Raw genomic sequence first — 18,706 nt, 5'->3', positions numbered from 1 at the left:
CCCCCCACGGGCGGATTCCGCCCGGCTGACACAGAAGGGTCAGACATGAAGAGATCGCACCACCTGACCGACCGCCGCAGTCGCGGCCCGGGCCGTGTGCTCGGCCTCCTGCTGGCGCTGGTCACCATGATCGGGCTGACCGGCACCACGGCCTTCGCCGCACCCGGCCACAGGGACTCGCTGCCGATACGGCTCCCGAAGCTCGCCGCCACCCCGATGGAGACGGTGGCCGCGATGCAGCCCAGCTGGAACCTGGGCAACACGCTGGACGCCATTCCCGACGAGACGTCCTGGGGCAACCCGAAGGCCACCAAGGCCGTGTTCGACACGATCAAGGCCCAGGGCTTCCGCAGTGTCCGCATTCCCGTCACCTGGACCGACCACCAGTCCTCCACGGCCCCCTACACGATCGACGCGACGTGGATGAACCGCGTCAAGGAAGTCGTCGACATGGCCTTGGCCGACGGTCTGTACGTCGTGATCAACGTGCATCACGACTCGTGGCAGTGGATCGCCGACATGCCCACCGACCATGACGGCGTCCTGGCCCGCTTCAAGGCCAGCTGGACCCAGATCGCCGCCAAGTTCAGGAACTCCCCGCAGAGGCTGCTGTTCGAGAGCAACAACGAACCGCAGTTCAACAACACCACCGACGCCCAGGGCATCCAGTACAACAGCGAGCTGAACACCGCGTTCCACACCGTGGTACGCCAGTCCGGCGGCAACAACGCGACCCGGCTGCTCGTCCTGCCCACCCTGCACACCAACTCCGGCCAGGCGTTCCTGGACGCCCTGGCCGGCGAGATGAAGGCGCTGAACGACAAGAACCTCGTGGCCACCGTGCACTACTACGGCTACTACCCGTTCAGCGTGAACGTCGCGGGCGGCACCACCTTCGACGCCACCTCGCAGAAGGACATGAGCGACAACTTCGCCAGGATCCGTGCCACCCTCACGTCCAAGGGCATCCCCGTGTACCTCGGTGAGTACGGCCTGCTGCAGTTCCCCGACTCCAACCACCCCTCCCGAATCGAGCGGGGCGAGGCGCTGAAGTTCTACGAGCAGCTCGGCTACAACGCCCGCACCGCCGGTGTGACCACGGCCCTGTGGGACGCCGGAAGCTGGAACTACCTGAACCGCACCACCCTGCGGTGGTCCGACCCCGCGCTGTTCGCCGCGATCAAGTCCAGTTGGACCACCCGCTCGGGAACCGCGTCCTCGGACCGGATCTTCCTGGCGAAGTCGAGCGCCATCACGGCCAAGACGCTCACGCTGAACCCGAACGGCACCTCCTTCCGGGGCCTCTGGCAGGGCACCACACAACTCGTCCGGGGGCGGGACTACACCGTCTCCGGCAACCAGCTCACCCTCACGGCCTCCGCTCTCACCAGACTGGCCGGCAACCGCGCCTACGGAACCAACGCGACGATCCAGGCCCGTTTCTCCTCGGGCGTCCCCTGGAACGTCTACGTCACCACGTACGACCGGCCGGTGCTCTCGGGGGCGAGCGGTTCCACCTCCGACGGGCTCGGCATCCCCACCCAGTTCCGTGGTGACCTGCTGGCGACCATGGAGTCGAAGTACGCCGACGGCAGCGCCGCCGGCAACACCTCGTGGACTCCTTACCAGGAGTTCAACGGCGCCTTCTCCCCCGACTACTCGGGCAACGCACTCACCCTGACCCCCGCCTACCTGAACGCCCTGCGTGACGGTGAGCAGGTGACGCTGACCTTCCACTTCTGGAGCGGCTCGACCGTGACGTACCGCGTGATCAAGAACGGAGGCTCGGTGACGGGAACGGTCGCCTGACCGTGCCTCGCCTCGCCTCGCCCCGGGTGCCGTCCAGGCACCCGGGGCCCGCCCCCTCTCCCTCAGCTCTTGGGCGGGGCCGTGCTCTCCCGGATCGTGAGGGTGGTCGCGATCTCCAGTCCGACCTGGGGCACGTCCTCCCCACGGCCCAGGGCCAGCGCCAGTTCGGTGGCGGCGACGGCCATGTCGGCGAGGGGCTGGTGGACCGTGGTCAGGGGCGGGTCGACCCAGGCCACGGCCGGTACGTCGTCGAAGCCGACCACGCTCAGGTCCTCCGGGATGCTCAGTCCCAGCTCGCGCGCCGCCTGGTAGACGCCGAGAGCCTGCATGTCGTTGGCGGTGAAGACGGCGGTGGGGCGGTCCGTCCGGGCGAGCAGATCCCGTGCCGCCTCGTAACCGTCCTCGCGGGTGAGCAAGGTCTTGACCATCAGGTCCGGGTCCACCGGAAGACCGGCCTCGGCGAGAGCCGAGACGTAGCCGGAGGACCGCGCGAGACAGAAGGGGTGATCGGGTCCGCTGATCATGGCGATGCGCCGGTGTCCCAGATCGATCAGGTGCCGGGTCGCGGCCTGGCCTCCCCGCCAGTTGGTCGCACCGACGAACGGCACGTCGTCGGGGAGTTCCCCGTTCGGATCGAACACGACGAACGGGATGCCCTTCGCCTTGAGCTGGTCCCGCTCGTCCTCGGACAGCCAGGCCACCGACAGGACGCACTGCGGGCGCCGCCCCACGGTCTCGTCGATGGTCCTGGCCGGTGTGTCGTGAAGACCGAACTCCGAGACCAGCACACCGACCTTGTTCCTGCGGGCCGCCCGTTCCACGCCCCGGATGATCTCCACGGCCCACATGCTCTCCAGTTCGCGGAACACGAGCTCCACGAGGTTGCTGCGGTTCTTCGGCGGCTTGCGGTAGCCGTACCGCCGGATCAGTTCCTCGATACGGGCCCGGGTCTCGTCGGACACGCCGGACCGGCCGTTGAGCACCTTCGACACGGTGGGGACGGAGACGCCGGCCGACTCGGCGATGTACGCGATGGTGACGGCCGCCGGACCTCCGCCGTCCGTGCTCCGTTCTTCCGACTCTTCGGTCTCTTCCGTGGAAGGCGCTTCTGATCGGTTGTCCGGCACGTTGCCTTTCCCATCCCTCGCCGAGTGAGGCCGTCATTCCGGCACCCCCGCGCGACCCCGGGGGTCACGAAAGCATACCCGCACTTTCGTCATCGGCAGGAGCCTCGGAACCCACCACTGAGACTCGCCTGACCAGGCACAAAGCCGATCACGACGCTTCTCGCAGGACACCTTCGCCACCACGACCGCCCGCGATACTTTCGCAACGCGTGAAAAGGAGCATCATGCCCCCGCGTTACTTCGAGGCGTTCTCCCCCGGCCACGGCAGGACGAGCCCACGATCCGCCTTCTCCTCGAGCGCACCGAGGATCGACCTGACCGGCCCCTGGGCGTTCCGGTTCTCGCCCACCGGACTCGACGAGACGGACGGCTTCGAGCATCCCGCCTTCCCCGACGGGGACTGGGACCGGCTGCCCGTCCCCGCCCATTGGCAGTTGCGCGGCCACGGCAAGCCCGTGTACCTGAACATCCCCCACCCGATCCCCCTGGACCCGCCGTACGTCCCCGACGAGAACCCGACCGGTGACTACCGCCGGGTCTTCGACCTGCCCGACTCGTGGGCCGGCACGCCCGCTGTGGTGCGTTTCGAGGGCGTGGAGTCCTGCGCGCGGGTCTGGCTCAACGGTGTGGAGCTCGGCGTGACCCTAGGCAGCCGCCTGGCCGCCGAGTTCGACGTGACCGACACGCTGCGGCCGGGACGCAACGTGCTGGCGGTGCGGGTGCACCAGTACTCGTCGGGCACGTACCTGGAGGACCAGGACACCTGGCGACTGGCCGGGATCATCCGGGACGTGTCCCTGCTGGCCCGCCCCGCCGACGGTATCCGGGACGTGTTCGTGCACGCCGACTACGACGTCGCGACGGGCGCGGGCCGGCTGCGGATCGACGTGGACACGGACGTGGAGGCCACGATCGACGTCCCCGCGCTCGGGGTCACGGGAGCTTCCGCCACCGAGACGTTCTCGTTCGACGGGGTCCGGCCCTGGAGCGCGGAGGAACCCCACCTCTACGACGCCGTGATCGCCACGCCCGGCGAGGAGGCCCGGGTCCGGATCGGTTTCCGCACGGTCGCCGTCACCGAGTCCGGCATCCTGACCGTCAACGGCCGCCGGGTGGTCCTGCGCGGGGTCAACCGGCACGAGTTCCATCCCGACCGCGGCCGTTGCGTCACCGTCGAGGACATGCGTGACGACGTGCTGTCGATGAAGCGGCACAACATCAACGCCGTACGCACCTCGCACTATCCGCCCCACCCGGCGTTCCTCGATCTGTGCGACGAGTACGGCCTGTGGGTCATGCTCGAATGCGACCTGGAGACCCACGGGTTCGAGATGACGCAGCCCGAACCCTGGCTGGGCAACCCCTCCGACGACCCCCGGTGGCGTGAGGCCTACCTCGACCGTGCCGAGCGGACCGTGGAACGCGACAAGAACCACGCCAGCGTCATCTCCTGGTCGCTGGGCAACGAAGCCGGTGACGGCCGCAACCTCGCAGCGATGGCCTCCTGGATCCGTGAGCGGGACCCGTCCCGGCCCCTCCACTACGAGGGCGACCGCCTGGGCCGCTACGTCGACCTCTACGGCGAGATGTACCGCACCCCGGCCAATGTGAGCCGCATCGGCCGAGGCCTGCTGCGACCGGGCGAGACGTTCTACCCGGCCGCCGACGGCGAGGGCGACCCGGCGGACGAGCCACGCAACCGTATGCCGTACATCTACACCGAGTTCGCCCACGCGATGGGCAACGGTCCCGGCGCACTGGCCGAGTACATGCAGTTGTGCGACCGGTACCCGCGAGTCCAGGGCGGGTTCGTGTGGGAGTGGAAGGACCAGGGCCTGCGCACCACCGACGACCGGGGCCGTACCTTCTTCGCCTACGGGGGCGACTTCGGGGAGGACCTGCACGACGGCAACTTCATCTGCGACGGGCTGGCCTTCCCCGACGGCACGCCGTCACCGGGCCTGCTGGAGTACCGCAAGGTCATCGAGCCCGTCGTCATCGGCCCGGGCAGCACACCGGACCGGCTCCGCGTGCGCAACCGCTACGACCTCGTCGACCTGTCACATCTGAGGTTCGCCTGGTCACTCACCCGGGACGGCGTCCTGCTCGACGAAGGCACGCTCGCGACGCCGGACCTCAACGCGGGGGAGGAGACCGAGATCCCGCTCCCCTCCGCGGCCAGGAACGGTGGCGGCGACGGCGAGCACTGGCTGACCGTACAGGCGGAGCTGGCCAAGCCCGCGACATGGGCCCCCGAGGGGCATGTGGTGGCCTGGGGCCAGGTCCCGTTGCCGCCCTCCGGTGGTGAGGCGGTCCGCGCGGTACTGGGCACCGGGCTGCAGGCCGCCGAGTACGCGGGGGCGCGGCTCCTTCTCGGTCCGGCCCGTTTCGACCGGCGCACCGGACGTCTGCTCGGCCTCGGGGACCACGCGTTCGACGGCCCGCGACTTTCCCTGTGGCGGGCGCCGACCGACAACGACCGCGCGTGGTCCCAGCGCGACGCCATGTACTGGGAGGCACGCGGCCTCCAGCGGCTGCGTCATCGGACGGTGTCCGTCGACCCGGACACGGAGGGTCTGACCGTCGTGGTGCGCAGTGCCGCGTCCGCTGCGGACTGCGGCTACCTCACCACGTACCGCTGGGAGACGGACGGGCGGCGGCTGCGGCTGCGCGTCCACACCGAGCCGGTCGGCCACTGGCCCGAGCGGGACGACCGCTTCCAGGAGTCGATGGTGGAAGCGGATCTGCCGCCGGAGCAGTACGCGGAACTCGTCCGCCGGAACCGGGCGCCGTCCCTCGCCCGTATCGGCCTGCACTGGGAACTGCCCGGGGAGTGGTCGTGGGTCGACTGGTTCGGGGCGGGCCCGGGTGAGGCCTACCCCGACTCCCGGCGGGCGGCCCGGGTCGGCCGCTTCCGGGCGGGTGTCGACGAGCTGCAGACGCCGTACGTGCGCCCCCAGGACAACGGCAACCGGGCCGATGTGCGCTGGGCCGAGATCGTCGACGCGGAGGGCGCCGGTCTGCGCGTCGAGGGAGCCGAGCTGTTCAACCTGGCGGCCCGCAGGTGGAGCGACGGGCACCTGGCGCAAGCCCGGCACCAGACCGACCTGACCGCCGGGCCGACCGTGCACCTGCACACCGACCACGTCGTGCAGGGGCTGGGTTCCGGCGCCGTCGGACCGGGTGTCCTGCCCGGGTACCGGCTCGAAGTCAGGCCCGCCGACTTCACGTTCGTACTCACCGCACTGTCGGCCGAGTGACCGGCGGCCGGCTCCCGGCGTCCGTGAACGCGGGGAGCCGGCCGCCCCCTCAGCAACGCACGTGGTGCACGGTGGCCCGCTGCGCCGTGAACTCGGCGAGGACGAAGCCTCCCTCCAGCGCGGTCCACCGCGTCTCGACGCTGTCGGAACGGTCGTCGGTGACAGCCGGGAGCGGGTCGGACGCGGGGAGCCGGACGCGGTACGTGCCGGGCCGCGAGAGGTGCAGGCGGGCGTGCGAGAGCCGGCCGTGCTGCCAGTCGAGGTCGACGGTGACGCCGCCGCGGGCGCACAGGCCGCGGACCGTGCCGCTGGGCCAGGCGTCCGGCAACGCGGGCAGCAGCCGCAGTTCGCCGGTGTGGCTCTGCAGCAGCATCTCGGCGACGGCTGCCGTGGCTCCGAAGTTGCCGTCGATCTGGAACAGCTCCGGTGGGTGCAGGTCGAAGAGGTTGTCGGAGGTGGAGTCCGCCAGGAGCCCGCGCAGGCTCCGGTGGGCCAGGGCGCCGTCGCCCAGGCGGGCGGCGAGCGCCACCACCCAGGCGAGACTCCAGCCGGTGCCCCCTCCCCCGTGCGCCAGCCTGAGGTCGAGGGCGGCCCGGGCCGCGTCGAACAGCTCCGGGGTGCGTTCCGGGTCGATCCGGTCACCGGGGTACAGGCCGTAGAGGTGGGAGAGGTGCCGGTGGCCCGGGTCCTCGGGCACGGCGTCGTGACGCCACTCGGCGAGGGGGTGTCCGGGCTGGTACGGCAACGGGGGCAGCCGTCGTCGGGCGCTGTCCAGGGCGTCGGCGAGCGGATCGGCCAGGCCCAGCTCCTCGATCGCGGCGAGGCAGTTGCCGAACAGTTCCTCGATGAGCCACAGGTCCATGGTGACGGCGGCGGTGGTCGCGACGAGGGCCGGCCCGCCCGGTGTCTCCACCCGGAAGCGGTGCTCGGGCGAGGTGGAGGGGCAGGTGACCAGGTGACCGTCGGCGTCCTCGACCAGGAAGTCGAGCAGGAAGACGGCGGCCTCGCGCATCACCGGCCAGGCCCGGTCGGCGAGGAAGGCGCGATCGCCGGTGAAGCGGTAGTGCTCCCACAGGTGGGCGCACAGCCAGGCGCCCGCCATCGGCCAGTTGGCCCACTGGGGGCCGCCCTGGACCGGGTTGGTGCTGCGCCAGACGTCGACGTTGTGGTGCGCGGTCCAGCCACCGCAGCGGTAGTAGGCCCGGGCCGTGCGCCGCCCAGCCGTGGCGAGGTCGGTGATCAGGTCGAACAGCGGCTCGTGGCATTCGGGCAGACCGGTGGTCTCGGCGTGCCAGTAGTTCATCTGGAGGTTGATGTTGGTGGTCCAGTCGGACTGCCAGGGCGGCTGGATCTCGGTGTTCCAGATGCCCTGGAGGTTCGCCGGCTGGGTGCCCGGGCGGGAGGAGGCGATGAGGAGGTAGCGGCCGTAGGCGAAGAACAGGGCGGTCAGGCCCGGGTCGTCCGCGCCCGAGCGGACGGCGGCCAGGCGTTCGTCGGTGGGCAGGGCTTCGAGCGCCCGGTCGTGGCCGAGGCTGAGGACGGTCCGGTCGTGCAGGGTGCGATGGTCCGCGATGTGCTCGGCCCGCAGCCGGTCGTAGGGAACCTCGGCGGCGGCGTCCAGCAGCCCGGCCACCTCGGCCTCGGGGCCGGCTTGCGGACCGGCGGGCTCGGTGTCCCACCCCCGGAAGCCGGTGGCGGCGGCGACCAGGACGGTGGCCGTGGTGGCACCGGTCAGTCGCAGGCCACCGGTCTCCGGTTCGGGGGTGACGGTGCCGTCATCGGGGACGATGTGCAGGGCCGCCGCGAACCCGGTTCCCGCGTCGACGGCGTAACGGACGGCATCGGGGCCGGTCGCCTGGAACGCGACGTCGGTGGGTGCCCGTCCTGAGACCATGGCGCCCGAATCCGCGCCGGGGTGGGCGGATTCCAGGCGGGCGGTGAAGGACAGCGCGCCGGGTGTGTCACACGTCAGCCGGACGACGAGGACGCCGGCCACGGCGGAGACGAACAGCTCGCGGGTGTGGCGCACCCCGTCAGCGCTGTAGCTCACCGAGCAGAGCGCCTCCGCGAGGTCCAATTCCCTTCGGTAGTCGGCGACTTCGTCACCATGTCCGAGGTCGAGGAGCAGGGCGCCCAGGGGCTGGTACGCCTGGGTGTCGGGGCCCTGCATGCGCTCGGCGAGTTCCTCGGCGCGCAGGTGGTCGTGGTCGTGGAGCACCGCGCGGCGCAGTGCGTCCAGGTGCTGCGCGGCGTCGTGGTCGTTGTGGTCGGCCGGGCCGCCCGACCACAGCGTGTCGACGTTGAGGTCGACGCGCTCGCGGGCGGTGCGACCGGGCACCATGGCGCCGAGGGAGCCGTTGCCCAGGGGCAGCGACTGGGGGAAGCCGTCGGCGGGGCGGCGGTACCAGAGCTTCAGCATGCGCGGAATCCGAGGGTGAGGCTGACAGGGCGGGTGTGGGGGCTCGTAGCGGGACTGTACGCGGGGCCGCAGGAGTGGCTGCCGGTGCCATGCCATCCGGCCAGGGCGGTGCGGGTGGTACGAGAAGCTGGCCGCCCGTGACGCCACGGGCGGCCTGCTCGCGTTCCGGACCGTTCGGGTGACCACCGCGGCCGACGCCCGGGGCGGAGAGCACGAATGCCCGGTCGAGGCTCTCGGGCTGTGAGACCTAAGGTATGCACCGCGTGTCCGCGATGACGATGATGGCCCCTGCTTCGAGGCAGGGGCCGTGGACGGCACAGGCTCCGGCGTGCGGGGCGACCCTCAGGGCGACTTCTCCGACGGCGTGCCGGCGGGGGTCGGTGTGTCCGGGGTCAGCAGTCCCTCGGCGCGCAGTTCGTCCCAGAGGGCTGCCGGGACCGGGTGCCGCAGCTGGGTCACGGTGTCGCGCACCTCCTCGGCGGAGCGGGCCCCGGTCAGGACGCTCGCGACCGCGGGGTGGCCGTGGGGGAAGTGCAGGGCTGCGCTGCGCAGCGGTACGCCGTGGCGTTCGGCGACGGCCCTCAGCCGCAGCGCGCGGTCGAGCACGGGTTGCGGGACGGGCGCGTAGTCGTACATCGCGCCGGGCCGCGGGGCGATCAGCAGCCCCGAGTTGAACACCCCGCCGATGATGACGCTCCTGCCCCGCGCGGTGGCCTCCGGCAGCACCTCGGCGAGGCCCTCCTGTTCGAGCAGGGTGTAACGGCCGGCGAGCAGGACGACGTCGATGTCGGTCTCCCGCAGGAAACGGGCGGGCAGCGCGCACTGGTTCATCCCGACGCCGATCGCCCCGATCACACCTTCGCCGCGCAGCCGCTCCAACGCCGGATACGCCTCGCCCAACGCCTGGTCGGCGTGGTCGTCGGGGTCGTGCAGCAAGGCCACGTCGACGCGGTCCAGGCCGAGGCGCTCCAGGCTCGCCTCCAGGGAGCGCAGCACCCCCTCGGCGCTGAAGTCCCAGACGCGCCGATGGGTGTCGGGCACGGCGAAGCCGTGCGCCAGGTCGTCCCCCCTGCCGCCCTGGGGGTTCGGCTCCAGCAGCCGCCCGACCTTCGTGGACACGGTGTACGTGTCCCGGGGGCGGTCGCGCAGTGCCGCGCCGAGGCGGCGCTCGGACAGGCCCAGCCCGTAGTGGGGCGCAGTGTCGAAGGTGCGGATGCCCGCGTCCCAGGCGGCGTCCACGGCGGCGAAGGCCGACTCGTCGGTGATCGGGCGGTAGAGGTTGCCGATGCCCGCGGCTCCGAACGACAACTCGGTGACCCGGACACCGGTGCTGCCCAGTGTCGCCGTCCTCATGAGCCGGCCGCCGGGCGGAGCCTGAGCCCCTGCATGCCGCCGTCGACGGCGAGGGCCGTCCCGGTCACGGAAGCGGCGGCCGGTGACGCCAGGTAGGCGATGGCCGCGGCGACCTCCTCCGGGGTGACCAGGCGGCCCATCGGCTGACGGGCGTTCAGCGCGGCGCGTTCGGCCTGGGGGTCGTCGGCGGCGTCCAGCAGCCGCGCCACCCAGGGAGTGTCGGCGGTCCCGGGGTTGACGCAGTTGACGCGGATGCCTTCGCGGACGTGGTCGGCGGCCATGGCGAGGGTCAGCGACAGGACCGCGCCCTTGCTCGCGCAGTAGAGGGCGCGCTGCGGCAGGCCCGCGGTGGCTCCGATCGAGCAGGTGTTGACGATCGCCGCGTGGGCCGAGCGCCGCAGATGCGGCAGGGCCGCGCGGGTGGTGCGCACGATGCCGAGGACGTTGACGTCCATCACGCGGTGCCAGTCCTCGTCGGAGTTGTCCTCGATGGTGCCGATGGCTCCGACGCCGGCGTTGTTGACGAGGATGTCGAGACCGCCGAGGTGTGTGGCCGCTTCCTCCACGGCGAGGCGCACCGAGGTGTCGTCCCGGACGTCGGCCTTGACGGGGTGCAGCGGTTCGGGCACTCCGGACGGTTCAAGGTCGAGCACGGCCACCGTCGCGCCCCGCGCGGCCAGCGCGTGTGCGGTGGCGAGCCCGATGCCGGACGCGCCGCCGGTGACGAGGGCCCCGAGTCCTGACAGTTCGCTCATGTGTCACTCTCCTGCCGGGCGCGGTCGGCGGCCCAGAAAGTTCCGTGCGGGAAGTGGTAGGCGGCGATGGACTGCTCCCTCATGGTGGCGGAGAAGCCCGGGTCGAGGTGCCGCGACCGCGGCGCGGGCGCGGTCGATACCGTCCGAGGCGAGGAACGCGCCGCCGATGCCGGAGGTCACGGAGGACAGGTCCGGCAGCCGGTCCTCGTCGGTGCGGGCTGGGCGCTCTTCGCCGGTGGCGCCGACTCTCAGCGGTTTCACTCGCGGTCTTCCCTTGCCCTGGGCGGTTCACGGAGGGAGGCGGCGGCCGGATTCCGCGCTCTCCCGGTCATCGGATGTATGGCCACAGCGCGACTGTAGACGCACCGAAAACCCGCTGGCAACGGATGCCTCGGATATCTTTCCCTGCGCGCGGGTTGCATCCCTGGTCCTCACAGGGATGTCAGTAAGCGATGACGGAGTCTTGCCAGCGTCGGCAACGCCGTCGTACATACCTGCGGTGCCCCTGGATACATCGGAGGAATGACCTGCAGCTTCCCAGATGGGCCGCGGAAGACCGTCCACGAACGCTTTCGCCGCCCCCCTCCCATGCCGCCGTGCCTCACCAGGTCATCGCATCGCGGACCAGCGCGGTGTCGGTGAACTGTTCGAAGCGGACGATCAGGCCGCTGCGCACCACGAAGCGATGAGCCACCCGGACGGCGATCGGCTTGCCGGTGCCCTTGTGGGTCGCGGTGTAGCGGGCGAGGACGACGACGTTCTCGCCGTCGACGACATAGGTGTCGTCGACGGCCGCCCAGCCGTCCCAGTCCTGGCCGAGCTTCTCCATCACGTTGGAGGTGACGCCCTCGGGGGTGCGGTAGGTGCCGGCGAGGGGGAAGCCGGCCATTTCCGTCCACTCCACGTCGGGGCGAGCGTGGGGCGCAGGGCGGCCAGGTCGCCGGCCGCGGAGGCCGGGTACTGGCGGCGCACGACGTCGCCGGGTGCGGTGGAGGTGGTGAACTCGCTCATCGTCCGCCCCACCGCACCTCGCCCTTGGCGACCTTCGCGCCGATCTGGGCGGCGATCAGCATGCCGTTGCCGGGATAGCGCTGGACGAGGCCGTCGGTCAGCGCCGCGCCGTCGGCCGCCTTGCCGAGCTCGTCCTCGAAGGCGACGAGGTACTCCATGCGGGGTGCCGCATCGCCCAGGACTGCGACCGCCCGGACGTCCCGGCCGCGAGAAGGGGCCCACTGCAGCAGCGGGCCCCTGACCTCAGTTCCTCTCAGTGGATGTGGGAACCGCCGTTGACGTCGTACGTGGCACCGGTGACGTATCCGGAGCCGGGGCGCGCCAGGAACGCGATGACCTCGGCGACGTCGTCGACGCCCCCGATCCGGCGCACCGGGATGTCCGCCACCATGGCCGCCTTGCGGGCCTCGTCCAGCTTGCCCTGGGTGATGTCGGTGTCGATGAGCCCGGGCGCCACGCAGTTGACCGTCACGCCCGACGGGCCCAGCTCGCGGGCCAGCGCCCGGGCGAAGCCGAGGAGTCCTGCCTTGGCCGCGGAGTAGGCCACCCCGCCGAAGACCCCTCCCCCGCGTTCCGCGGAGACGGAGGAGAGGAAGACGATGCGTCCGAATCCTCGTTCCGCCATGCCTGCGGCGACGCGCTGGGTGATCAGGAAGCCGCCGCGCACGTTGACGTCGAAGATCCTGTCCCACTCGGCGGGCGAGACCTCCAGGAACGGCACGGGCGAGGTGATGCCCGCGTTGTTGACGAGCGCGCCGATGGGTGGCAGAGCCGCTTCCGCCTGCGCGACGGCCGCGTCGACGGCGTCGGCGTCGGTGACGTCCGCCGCGAGGGCGAGCGCCTCGACCCCGTGGCGGGCGGCCACGTCGCGGGCCGCTTCCTCGGCGGCTTCCTTGTCGAGGTCGAGTACGGCGACGGCGTAACCGTCGGCTGCGAGCGCGTGGGCGGTGGCGCGGCCGATGCCGCGGCGGGACCCGGCTCCCGTGACGAGGGCGGTGCGCGGGGTGTTCTGGGGGGTCATGCGGGCTCCTGACGGGGGCGGTGAGTTCACGGTCGTCGACTCAGTGGCTCTCGGTGTCACAGTTCACGGCGGACGAGATCCTTGATCGCCGCCACCGACAGGCCGTACCGGTCGTGCAGCGTGGGCAGCGCGCCCGCCGCGAGGAACTCGTCCGGCAGACCCACCGGGACGAGGCGTGCCGTCACCCGGGCGAAGGCCAGGCTGGAGGCGACGGACTCGGCCAGGCCTCCGATCACACTGTGGTTCTCGAGGGTGACGACGAGCCGCCCCTTGGCGGCTTCCCGGACGACGGCCTCGCGGTCGAACGGCTTGATGGTCGGCACGTGCAGGACCGCGGCGTCGATGTGGTCGCGTTCGAGTTCCCGGGCCGCCGACAGCGCGCGTACGGTCATCAGGCCGGTGGAGATGAACAGCACGTCGCGCCCGCCGCGCAATTCGGCGGCGCGTCCCAGCCGGAAGGTGTAGTCGTACTCGTCGAGCACGGTGGGGACCGCGCCGCGCAGCAGTCGCAGATAGGTGGGGCCGGGGTGCGCGGCCAGAGCGGGTACGGCCTGCTCGATGTCGACCGAGTCCGCCGGATCCACGATGGTCAGACCGGGCATGGCGCGCAGGATCGCGAGGTCCTCGGTGGCCTGGTGGCTGGGGCCGTAGCCAGTGGTCAATCCGGGGAGGGCGCCGACGACGTTGACGTTCAGTCCCGGCTCTGCGATGTCCAGGCACAGGAAGTCGTAGGCACGGCGGGTGGCGAAGACGGAGTAGGTGGAGGCGAACGGGGTCAGGCCCGACTCGGCGAGCCCCGCGGCCGCGCCGAGCATCGCCTGTTCCGCCATGCCCATCTGGAAGAAGCGTTCGGGGTGCGCCTCGCGGAAGACGTGCATGTCGGTGTACTTGGCGAGGTCCGCCGACAGGCCGACGATGTCCGGCCGTTCGTCGGCGAGCCGGGCGAGGGCGTGCCCGAAGGGGGCCTTGGTGGTGCGCTGACCCTCCTCCGCGATGGAAGCGATCATGGCGGAGGTGGTGAGCCGGCGTGTGCCGGTCGCGGGGGCGCCGACGGCGTTCATGCGGTGTGCTCCTCATGTGCGTTCGTTGCGTTCCGGTCGGCGCACGCGGCGTGGAATCCCGCGGTCAGCTGGTCGCGGGCGATCTGCCACTCGTGCTCCTCGACCTGCAGAAAGTGCGCCTTCTCCCGCGTCTCGAGCATCGGCACGCCACGGCCGACGCGGGTGTCGCAGATGAGTACGGACGGCGAGCCCCGGTGGGCGCGCAGGCTGTCGAAGGCCGCGACGAGGGCGTCGATGTCGTTGCCGTCGACCCGGACCGCGTGCCAGCCGAATGCCTCCCACTTGGCGGTGACGGGCTCGGTGCGCAGCACGCCGTTCGTCGGTCCGTCGGCCTGCAGGGCGTTGACGTCGACGATGGCGGTGACGTTGTCGAGGCCGTGGTGGGCGCAGGCCAGGGCGGCCTCCCAGGTGGAACCCTCGTCCAGTTCGCCGTCGGAGAGGAGGTTGTACACGTGGGCGCGGCTGCCCTGGTGGCGCAGGCCGAGCCCCAGTCCGGCGGCGATGCCCAGGCCGTGGCCGAGCGAGCCGCCGGAGATCTCCATACCGGGGGTGTAGGAGGCCATGCCGGACATGGGCAGGCGGGAGTCGTCGCTTCCGTAGGTGTCCAGTTCCGCGGTGTCGAGGATCCCTGCCTCCGCGAGCGCCGCGTACAGGGCGATGGCGTAGTGCCCGATGGAGAGCAGCAGCCTGTCCCGCCCGGGCCACTCCGGGTCCTCGGGACGGTGGTCGAGCACGTCCTTGTAGACGACGGCGAGGATGTCGGCCACACCGAGTGCCTGTCCGACGTAGCCCTGGCCCTGGACCTCGGCCATGTTCAGGGCGTGGGTGCGGATGCGGTACGCCGACTCGCGCAGAGCACGCAGTCGCTCGGCGTGCGACGCGGGTGGGTCGGTCCGCGGACCGGCAGCCGGTGTGGTGGTGGCGGTGGAGGCCACGTCTGCTCCTTCTTCGGGGGTGGGAGTCAGTGGGAGAGGGCGGCGGGAGCGGCGGTCTCGCGCGCTGTCCGGGCTGCCAGGTCGGCCTGCTGTCGCTCGGGTGCTCCCCAGGTCTCGCGGGTCAGCACGGTGGCGACGAGGCCGAGCAGCCCGTAGAAGCTGAAGAGGACGGCCGGGCCGGTCCATCCGACGGCGGAGTACAGCGCGGTCGCGATCATGGGCGTGAACCCGGAGACCACGGCGGAGAGCTGGTAGGCGAGCGAGGTGCCCGCGGTGCGAGTCCGGGTGGCGAACAACTCGCAGAACCACGCCCCCTGGACGCCCGCCAGGGAGTTCTGGCAGATCGTGTAACTGATGACGAAGGCGACCAGGACGAGCGCGGCGGTGCCCGTGTTGACCAGCAGGAACAGCGGGAAGCCCCACAGCAGGGTCACGGCACAGCCCAGCAGGTACACCGGTCGGCGTCCGACCCGGTCGGACAGCAGGCCCCACCCTGTCGTGGCGAAGATGCCCAGGGCCGCGGCGGTCACCAGCGCGGTGAGGCTGACCGCGCTGGAGACGTCGGGAGCACGGTCGTCGTTCAGGTAGGACAGGACGAAGGTGACCGAGACCGCGTATCCGGCCGTTTCGGTGGTCCTGAGGCAGAAGGCCCGCAGCAGACCCCGCCAGTCCTTGCGGAGCACCTCCCCGAGGGGGTTCTTGGCGACGTCGCCGGACTCCTTCAGCTCCTCGAACTGCGGGGATTCGTCGATCTTGAGCCGGATGAAGATGCCGACCGCGATCAGCACGGCGCTCAGGAGGAACGGCACCCGCCAGGCCCAGTTGTCGTCCAGGGTGTGCCTGCTGAGGAGAAAGGCCAGGTTGGCCAGGAGCAGCCCGACGGGGAAGCCCGCCTGGGTGATCCCCGTGTAGAGACCTCGTCGCCGCCACGGCGCGTGCTCGAAGGTCATCAGGATGGCGCCGCCCCACTCCGCGCCGAAGGCGAGTCCCTGGACGATGCGGACGGCCACGAGCAGCACCGGGGCCCAGACTCCGACCATCTGGTAGGTGGGCAGACAGCCGATCAGGACGGTGGCCACTCCCATCAGCAGCAGCGATCCGACCAGCACGGGCTTGCGCCCGATGCGGTCTCCCAGATGGCCGGCGATCACACCGCCGAGGGGGCGGGCGGCGAAGCCGATGCCCAATGTGGCGAAGGACAGCAGAGTGGCGGACAGCGGGTCGGAGTCCGGGAAGAACACGTCCCCGAAATAGAGCGCCGCGGCCGTGCCGAAGCCGATGAAGTCGTAGGTCTCGATGGTCGCGCCGACACCGCACCCGATGGCGACTCTCATGCGCTCGGGTGAGCCCTCGGCCGACGGCCCGGGGGGCGGGGAAGCAGCCATGCCGATCCTCCTTGATCGCTGACGGAACGGTCCGTCCCTGAACCGCACCTGTTGGCTGTTGACTGTTAACAGTCGAGAGTCGACTCTGGGGAGTGCGTCCGCGTGTGTCAACCCCTGGCCACGAAAAAGGCCCCCAGCGGTCGCCGGTGGGCCTTTCTGAGAGGAGGGAAGGGTCAGCGAACGGCCTGATCGTCCCCGGTGCCCCTGTCCGCGGCTCCGAGCTGCTCGATGGCGGCGGCCATATGGGCGCGCAGAACACCCTGCGCGGCGGCCGCGTCCCCACGCTCGATCGCCTCCACGAGGGGCAGGTGAGCCGACGCCGCCATGGCCACCTCACGCCGCTCGGCCGCCGCGCTCATGACGACCACCCGGATCGGCCCCTCGAGCCCGCGCCAGGTCTTCAGGAGCACGGAGTTGCCCGACAGTTCACACAGCAGAAGATGGAAGGCGAGGTCGGCCTCCACCTTGACGCTCAGGTCCGCACCCGACTCCACGGCGGCGTGGAGCCGCGCCACGGCCTCCCGCAGGGACCGAAGCGCCTCGGGCCCTGGCGACGACTCGATGATCTGCGTGATCGCCAGACCTTCGAGCACCTCGCGGACCTGGAACAACTCCCTGACCTCGGCCGGCGACAGCTGGGACACCCGCAGCATGCCCCGGGCGCCGGCGGTGACGAGCCCCTCCTGCTGGAGGTGACGCAGCGCCTCCCGCACGGTCCCGCGGCTCACGGCCAGCCGCTCCGCGATCTCCACCTCGCCCAGATGGTCACCGGGTCGGTACCGGCCACTGGTGATCGCCGCTCGCAGCGTCAGGAGCGCCTGCTCCCGCAGGGTCGTCGAGCGGGCCAGACTGGAAAACGTCGGACCGGTCACAGACCAGGCCTCCTTCAGGCTCCGGGGAAACCCATCGTAAGGGACGCCCTGTCATCTGTTGACAGTCGGCACTGCTGTCCGACGCGGCCGTCCGCCTGGTCCGGACCGGTCGGTCAAGATTCGGTCTCGCTTAACCGAGTAGTCGGCAAGCGGTTGCGTTACCCACGGTAAGTTCCGCTTCCCCACTTCCCGTTGTCAGGAGCCCCGGTTTCATGCGCCGACTTCCAGCCGCCATCGCGGTGGTGACCATGGCCATCGGCGGGTTCATCACGAACACGTCCCCCGCCGCTGCCGCCGACCCCGCGTCCGGTTCCTTCAGCGTCCTCGCCTACAACGTCGCGGGCCTGCCGGAGAGCATCTCCAGCGCTCCCACCCCGCGCGAGCCCGCCACCACGGAGATCGGCCGGCGGATCGCGCCGTACGACATCGTCAACGTCCAGGAGGACTTCAACTACCACGCCTTCCTCTACGCCGGCGACACCGCGCACGCCTACCGCACCCCCACCAGCGGCGGTGCGGGGATCGGCAGCGGCCTCAACACCCTGGCGAAACTCCCCTACGACACCGACGACTTCGAGCGCGTGCGCTGGAAGTCCTGCCAGTTCGACTCCGGTGACTGCCTCACGCCCAAGGGATTCACCTTCAGCCGCCAGCGGCTCGCCGAGGGCGTGTACGTGGACTTCTACAACCTGCACACCAACGCCGGGACGAACCCCGGCGACCTGGCCGCGCGGGCGGACAACCTCAACCAGCTGACGGCCTTCATCAAGAGCCACTCGGCCGGGAACGCCGTCGTCGTCATGGGCGACACCAACACCCGCTACACGCGCTCCGGCGACACCATCGCCGAGTTCGCGGCAGCGAACGGCCTGAAGGATCCCTGGGTCCAGCTCATCCGCGGCGGCACCCCGCCGGCCAAGGGCAGCGACGCCCTGGTCTGCGACCAGACGGGCCCCACCGTGCCCAACACCTGCGAAGTCGTCGACAAGGTCTTGTACCGCGACAGCAAACTGGTCTCGCTCGACGCCACCTCCTACAACAACGAGCACGCCAAGTTCCTCACCGACGACGGGCTCATGCTGTCCGACCACGACCCGATCAAGGTGGACTTCTCCTGGTCGCGCGCCGCGGACTTCCAGTTCAGCGACCAGTTCGGCGGGCCGCACGGCGACTACTACAACGACATCGACGCCGTGCCGGCGGGTGCGCGCCCGGTCAGCGTCTCGCTGCGCAGCGGCACCCGGGTCGACGGTGTCGCGCTGACGCTCGGCAACGGCAGGACCGTCAGCCACGGCGGAACCGGCGGCACGGTGTCGACCCTGAACCTGGGCAGCGGGGAGTTCCTCAGTTCCGCCCAGCTGTGCCGGGGCGAGAAGGACGGCCGCACACGGATCTTCTCAGCCAGGTTCACCACGAACCTCGGCAGGAGCCTGTCCGGGGGGACCACCACGTCGGACTGCGTGACGCGCACCGCGCCGACGGGGTGGCAGATCGCCGGGTTCCACGGGCGCGCCGGTGCCGAGGTCGACAAGCTGGGCTTCATCTACACGAAGCGCTGACGCGCTCCTCAGCCGACATCGGCACACAGGCGGCGACGGGCTCCCCGGCTGTCGCCGCCGTCCGGCGTGACGGATCCATACGCCGGCCCTTCCACACGGCCGCGCGGGCTGCCGTCGGCGGGGCCGGGGTGCGCTCGCC

The 18,706-nt window shown here is 71.0% G+C and carries 12 protein-coding genes and 2 pseudogenes; 3 read left to right on the top strand and 11 right to left on the bottom strand.

All coding sequences use genetic code 11. The features are described 5' to 3' along the window. Nucleotides 1-45: 45 nt before the first annotated feature. Nucleotides 46-1,809 carry a cellulase family glycosylhydrolase gene (locus tag AB0F04_RS33655; RefSeq protein WP_362048827.1) on the top strand — a complete coding sequence of 588 codons (1,764 nt, stop codon included), beginning with the start codon at nt 46-48 and terminating at the stop codon, nt 1,807-1,809. Nucleotides 1,810-1,871: 62 nt separating this feature from the next. Here AB0F04_RS33655 and AB0F04_RS33650 read toward each other — a convergent pair whose 3' ends face one another. Then, nucleotides 1,872-2,843 (bottom strand): LacI family DNA-binding transcriptional regulator, encoded by a 972-nt coding sequence (locus tag AB0F04_RS33650; protein WP_362049001.1) that lies wholly within the window; start codon nt 2,841-2,843, stop codon nt 1,872-1,874. 317 nt (nt 2,844-3,160) lie between these two features. Here AB0F04_RS33650 and AB0F04_RS33645 point away from each other — a divergent pair, with 317 nt between their 5' ends. Next, nucleotides 3,161-6,196: a glycoside hydrolase family 2 TIM barrel-domain containing protein gene (locus AB0F04_RS33645; RefSeq protein WP_362048824.1), complete on the top strand. Its 3,036-nt coding sequence runs from the start codon at nt 3,161-3,163 to the stop codon at nt 6,194-6,196. 49 nt (nt 6,197-6,245) lie between these two features. On the opposite strand, the gene AB0F04_RS33640 is transcribed toward AB0F04_RS33645, so the two are convergent. The 10 genes and pseudogenes from AB0F04_RS33640 to AB0F04_RS33595 form a co-directional block, all read right to left on the bottom strand. Further along, nucleotides 6,246-8,615: a glycoside hydrolase family 95 protein gene (locus tag AB0F04_RS33640; protein ID WP_362048821.1), complete on the bottom strand. Its 2,370-nt coding sequence runs from the start codon at nt 8,613-8,615 to the stop codon at nt 6,246-6,248. Between the two features lie 342 nt (nt 8,616-8,957). After that, on the bottom strand, nt 8,958-9,968 hold the full coding sequence (locus AB0F04_RS33635; protein WP_362048818.1) for an aldo/keto reductase: 1,011 nt from the start codon (nt 9,966-9,968) through the stop codon (nt 8,958-8,960). After that, on the bottom strand, nt 9,965-10,723 hold the full coding sequence (locus AB0F04_RS33630; protein ID WP_362048815.1) for an SDR family oxidoreductase: 759 nt from the start codon (nt 10,721-10,723) through the stop codon (nt 9,965-9,967). The genes AB0F04_RS33635 and AB0F04_RS33630 overlap by 4 nt, the downstream gene beginning before the upstream one ends. A 601-nt stretch (nt 10,724-11,324) precedes the next feature. Continuing rightward, a pseudogene (locus AB0F04_RS33625) lies at nt 11,325-11,734 on the bottom strand (nuclear transport factor 2 family protein). Continuing rightward, nucleotides 11,731-11,886, bottom strand: a pseudogene (locus AB0F04_RS33620) (MBL fold metallo-hydrolase); the annotation flags it as partial. The pseudogenes AB0F04_RS33620 and AB0F04_RS33625, both read right to left, overlap by 4 nt. A gap of 101 nt (nt 11,887-11,987) precedes the next feature. Next, the gene (locus AB0F04_RS33615) at nt 11,988-12,755 is read right to left on the bottom strand and encodes an SDR family NAD(P)-dependent oxidoreductase (RefSeq protein ID WP_362048812.1); all 768 of its coding nucleotides are present in this window, start codon (nt 12,753-12,755) and stop codon (nt 11,988-11,990) included. A 56-nt stretch (nt 12,756-12,811) separates the two neighbouring features. Beyond that, a complete protein-coding gene (locus AB0F04_RS33610) occupies nt 12,812-13,816 on the bottom strand; it encodes a transketolase C-terminal domain-containing protein (RefSeq protein WP_362048809.1) in 1,005 nt (334 codons plus the stop codon). After that, nucleotides 13,813-14,751 (bottom strand): transketolase, encoded by a 939-nt coding sequence (locus AB0F04_RS33605; RefSeq protein WP_362048806.1) that lies wholly within the window; start codon nt 14,749-14,751, stop codon nt 13,813-13,815. Before AB0F04_RS33605 ends, AB0F04_RS33610 begins: the two co-directional genes overlap by 4 nt. 26 nt (nt 14,752-14,777) lie before the next feature. Beyond that, nucleotides 14,778-16,136: an MFS transporter gene (locus AB0F04_RS33600; RefSeq protein ID WP_362048803.1), complete on the bottom strand. Its 1,359-nt coding sequence runs from the start codon at nt 16,134-16,136 to the stop codon at nt 14,778-14,780. Between the two features lie 173 nt (nt 16,137-16,309). After that, nucleotides 16,310-17,008, bottom strand: a complete 699-nt coding sequence (locus tag AB0F04_RS33595) for a GntR family transcriptional regulator (protein WP_362048800.1) — start codon at nt 17,006-17,008, stop codon at nt 16,310-16,312. 212 nt (nt 17,009-17,220) lie between these two features. Between AB0F04_RS33595 and AB0F04_RS33590 the strand changes: the two genes are divergently transcribed. After that, nucleotides 17,221-18,567, top strand: a complete 1,347-nt coding sequence (locus tag AB0F04_RS33590) for a jacalin-like lectin (RefSeq protein ID WP_362048797.1) — start codon at nt 17,221-17,223, stop codon at nt 18,565-18,567. Nucleotides 18,568-18,706 lie beyond the last annotated feature (139 nt).

This window comes from Streptomyces sp. NPDC029041 (assembly GCF_040637515.1).
Classification (GTDB): Bacteria; Actinomycetota; Actinomycetes; order Streptomycetales; family Streptomycetaceae; genus Streptomyces.
Note: the sequence above shows the minus strand (reverse complement) of the source record. Positions and strands in the feature narration are given on the sequence as shown.

Excerpts from the sequence above, each read along its gene's own strand:
- AB0F04_RS33655 (WP_362048827.1), top strand. The coding sequence starts at position 46 with ATGAAGAGATCGCACCACCTGACCGACCGCCGCAGTCGCGGCCCGGGC.
- AB0F04_RS33645 (WP_362048824.1), top strand. The coding sequence starts at position 3,161 with ATGCCCCCGCGTTACTTCGAGGCGTTCTCCCCCGGCCACGGCAGGACG.
- AB0F04_RS33640 (WP_362048821.1), bottom strand. The coding sequence starts at position 8,615 with ATGCTGAAGCTCTGGTACCGCCGCCCCGCCGACGGCTTCCCCCAGTCG.
- AB0F04_RS33635 (WP_362048818.1), bottom strand. The coding sequence starts at position 9,968 with ATGAGGACGGCGACACTGGGCAGCACCGGTGTCCGGGTCACCGAGTTG.
- AB0F04_RS33630 (WP_362048815.1), bottom strand. The coding sequence starts at position 10,723 with ATGAGCGAACTGTCAGGACTCGGGGCCCTCGTCACCGGCGGCGCGTCC.
- AB0F04_RS33615 (WP_362048812.1), bottom strand. The coding sequence starts at position 12,755 with ATGACCCCCCAGAACACCCCGCGCACCGCCCTCGTCACGGGAGCCGGG.
- AB0F04_RS33610 (WP_362048809.1), bottom strand. The coding sequence starts at position 13,816 with ATGAACGCCGTCGGCGCCCCCGCGACCGGCACACGCCGGCTCACCACC.
- AB0F04_RS33600 (WP_362048803.1), bottom strand. The coding sequence starts at position 16,136 with ATGGCTGCTTCCCCGCCCCCCGGGCCGTCGGCCGAGGGCTCACCCGAG.
- AB0F04_RS33590 (WP_362048797.1), top strand. The coding sequence starts at position 17,221 with ATGCGCCGACTTCCAGCCGCCATCGCGGTGGTGACCATGGCCATCGGC.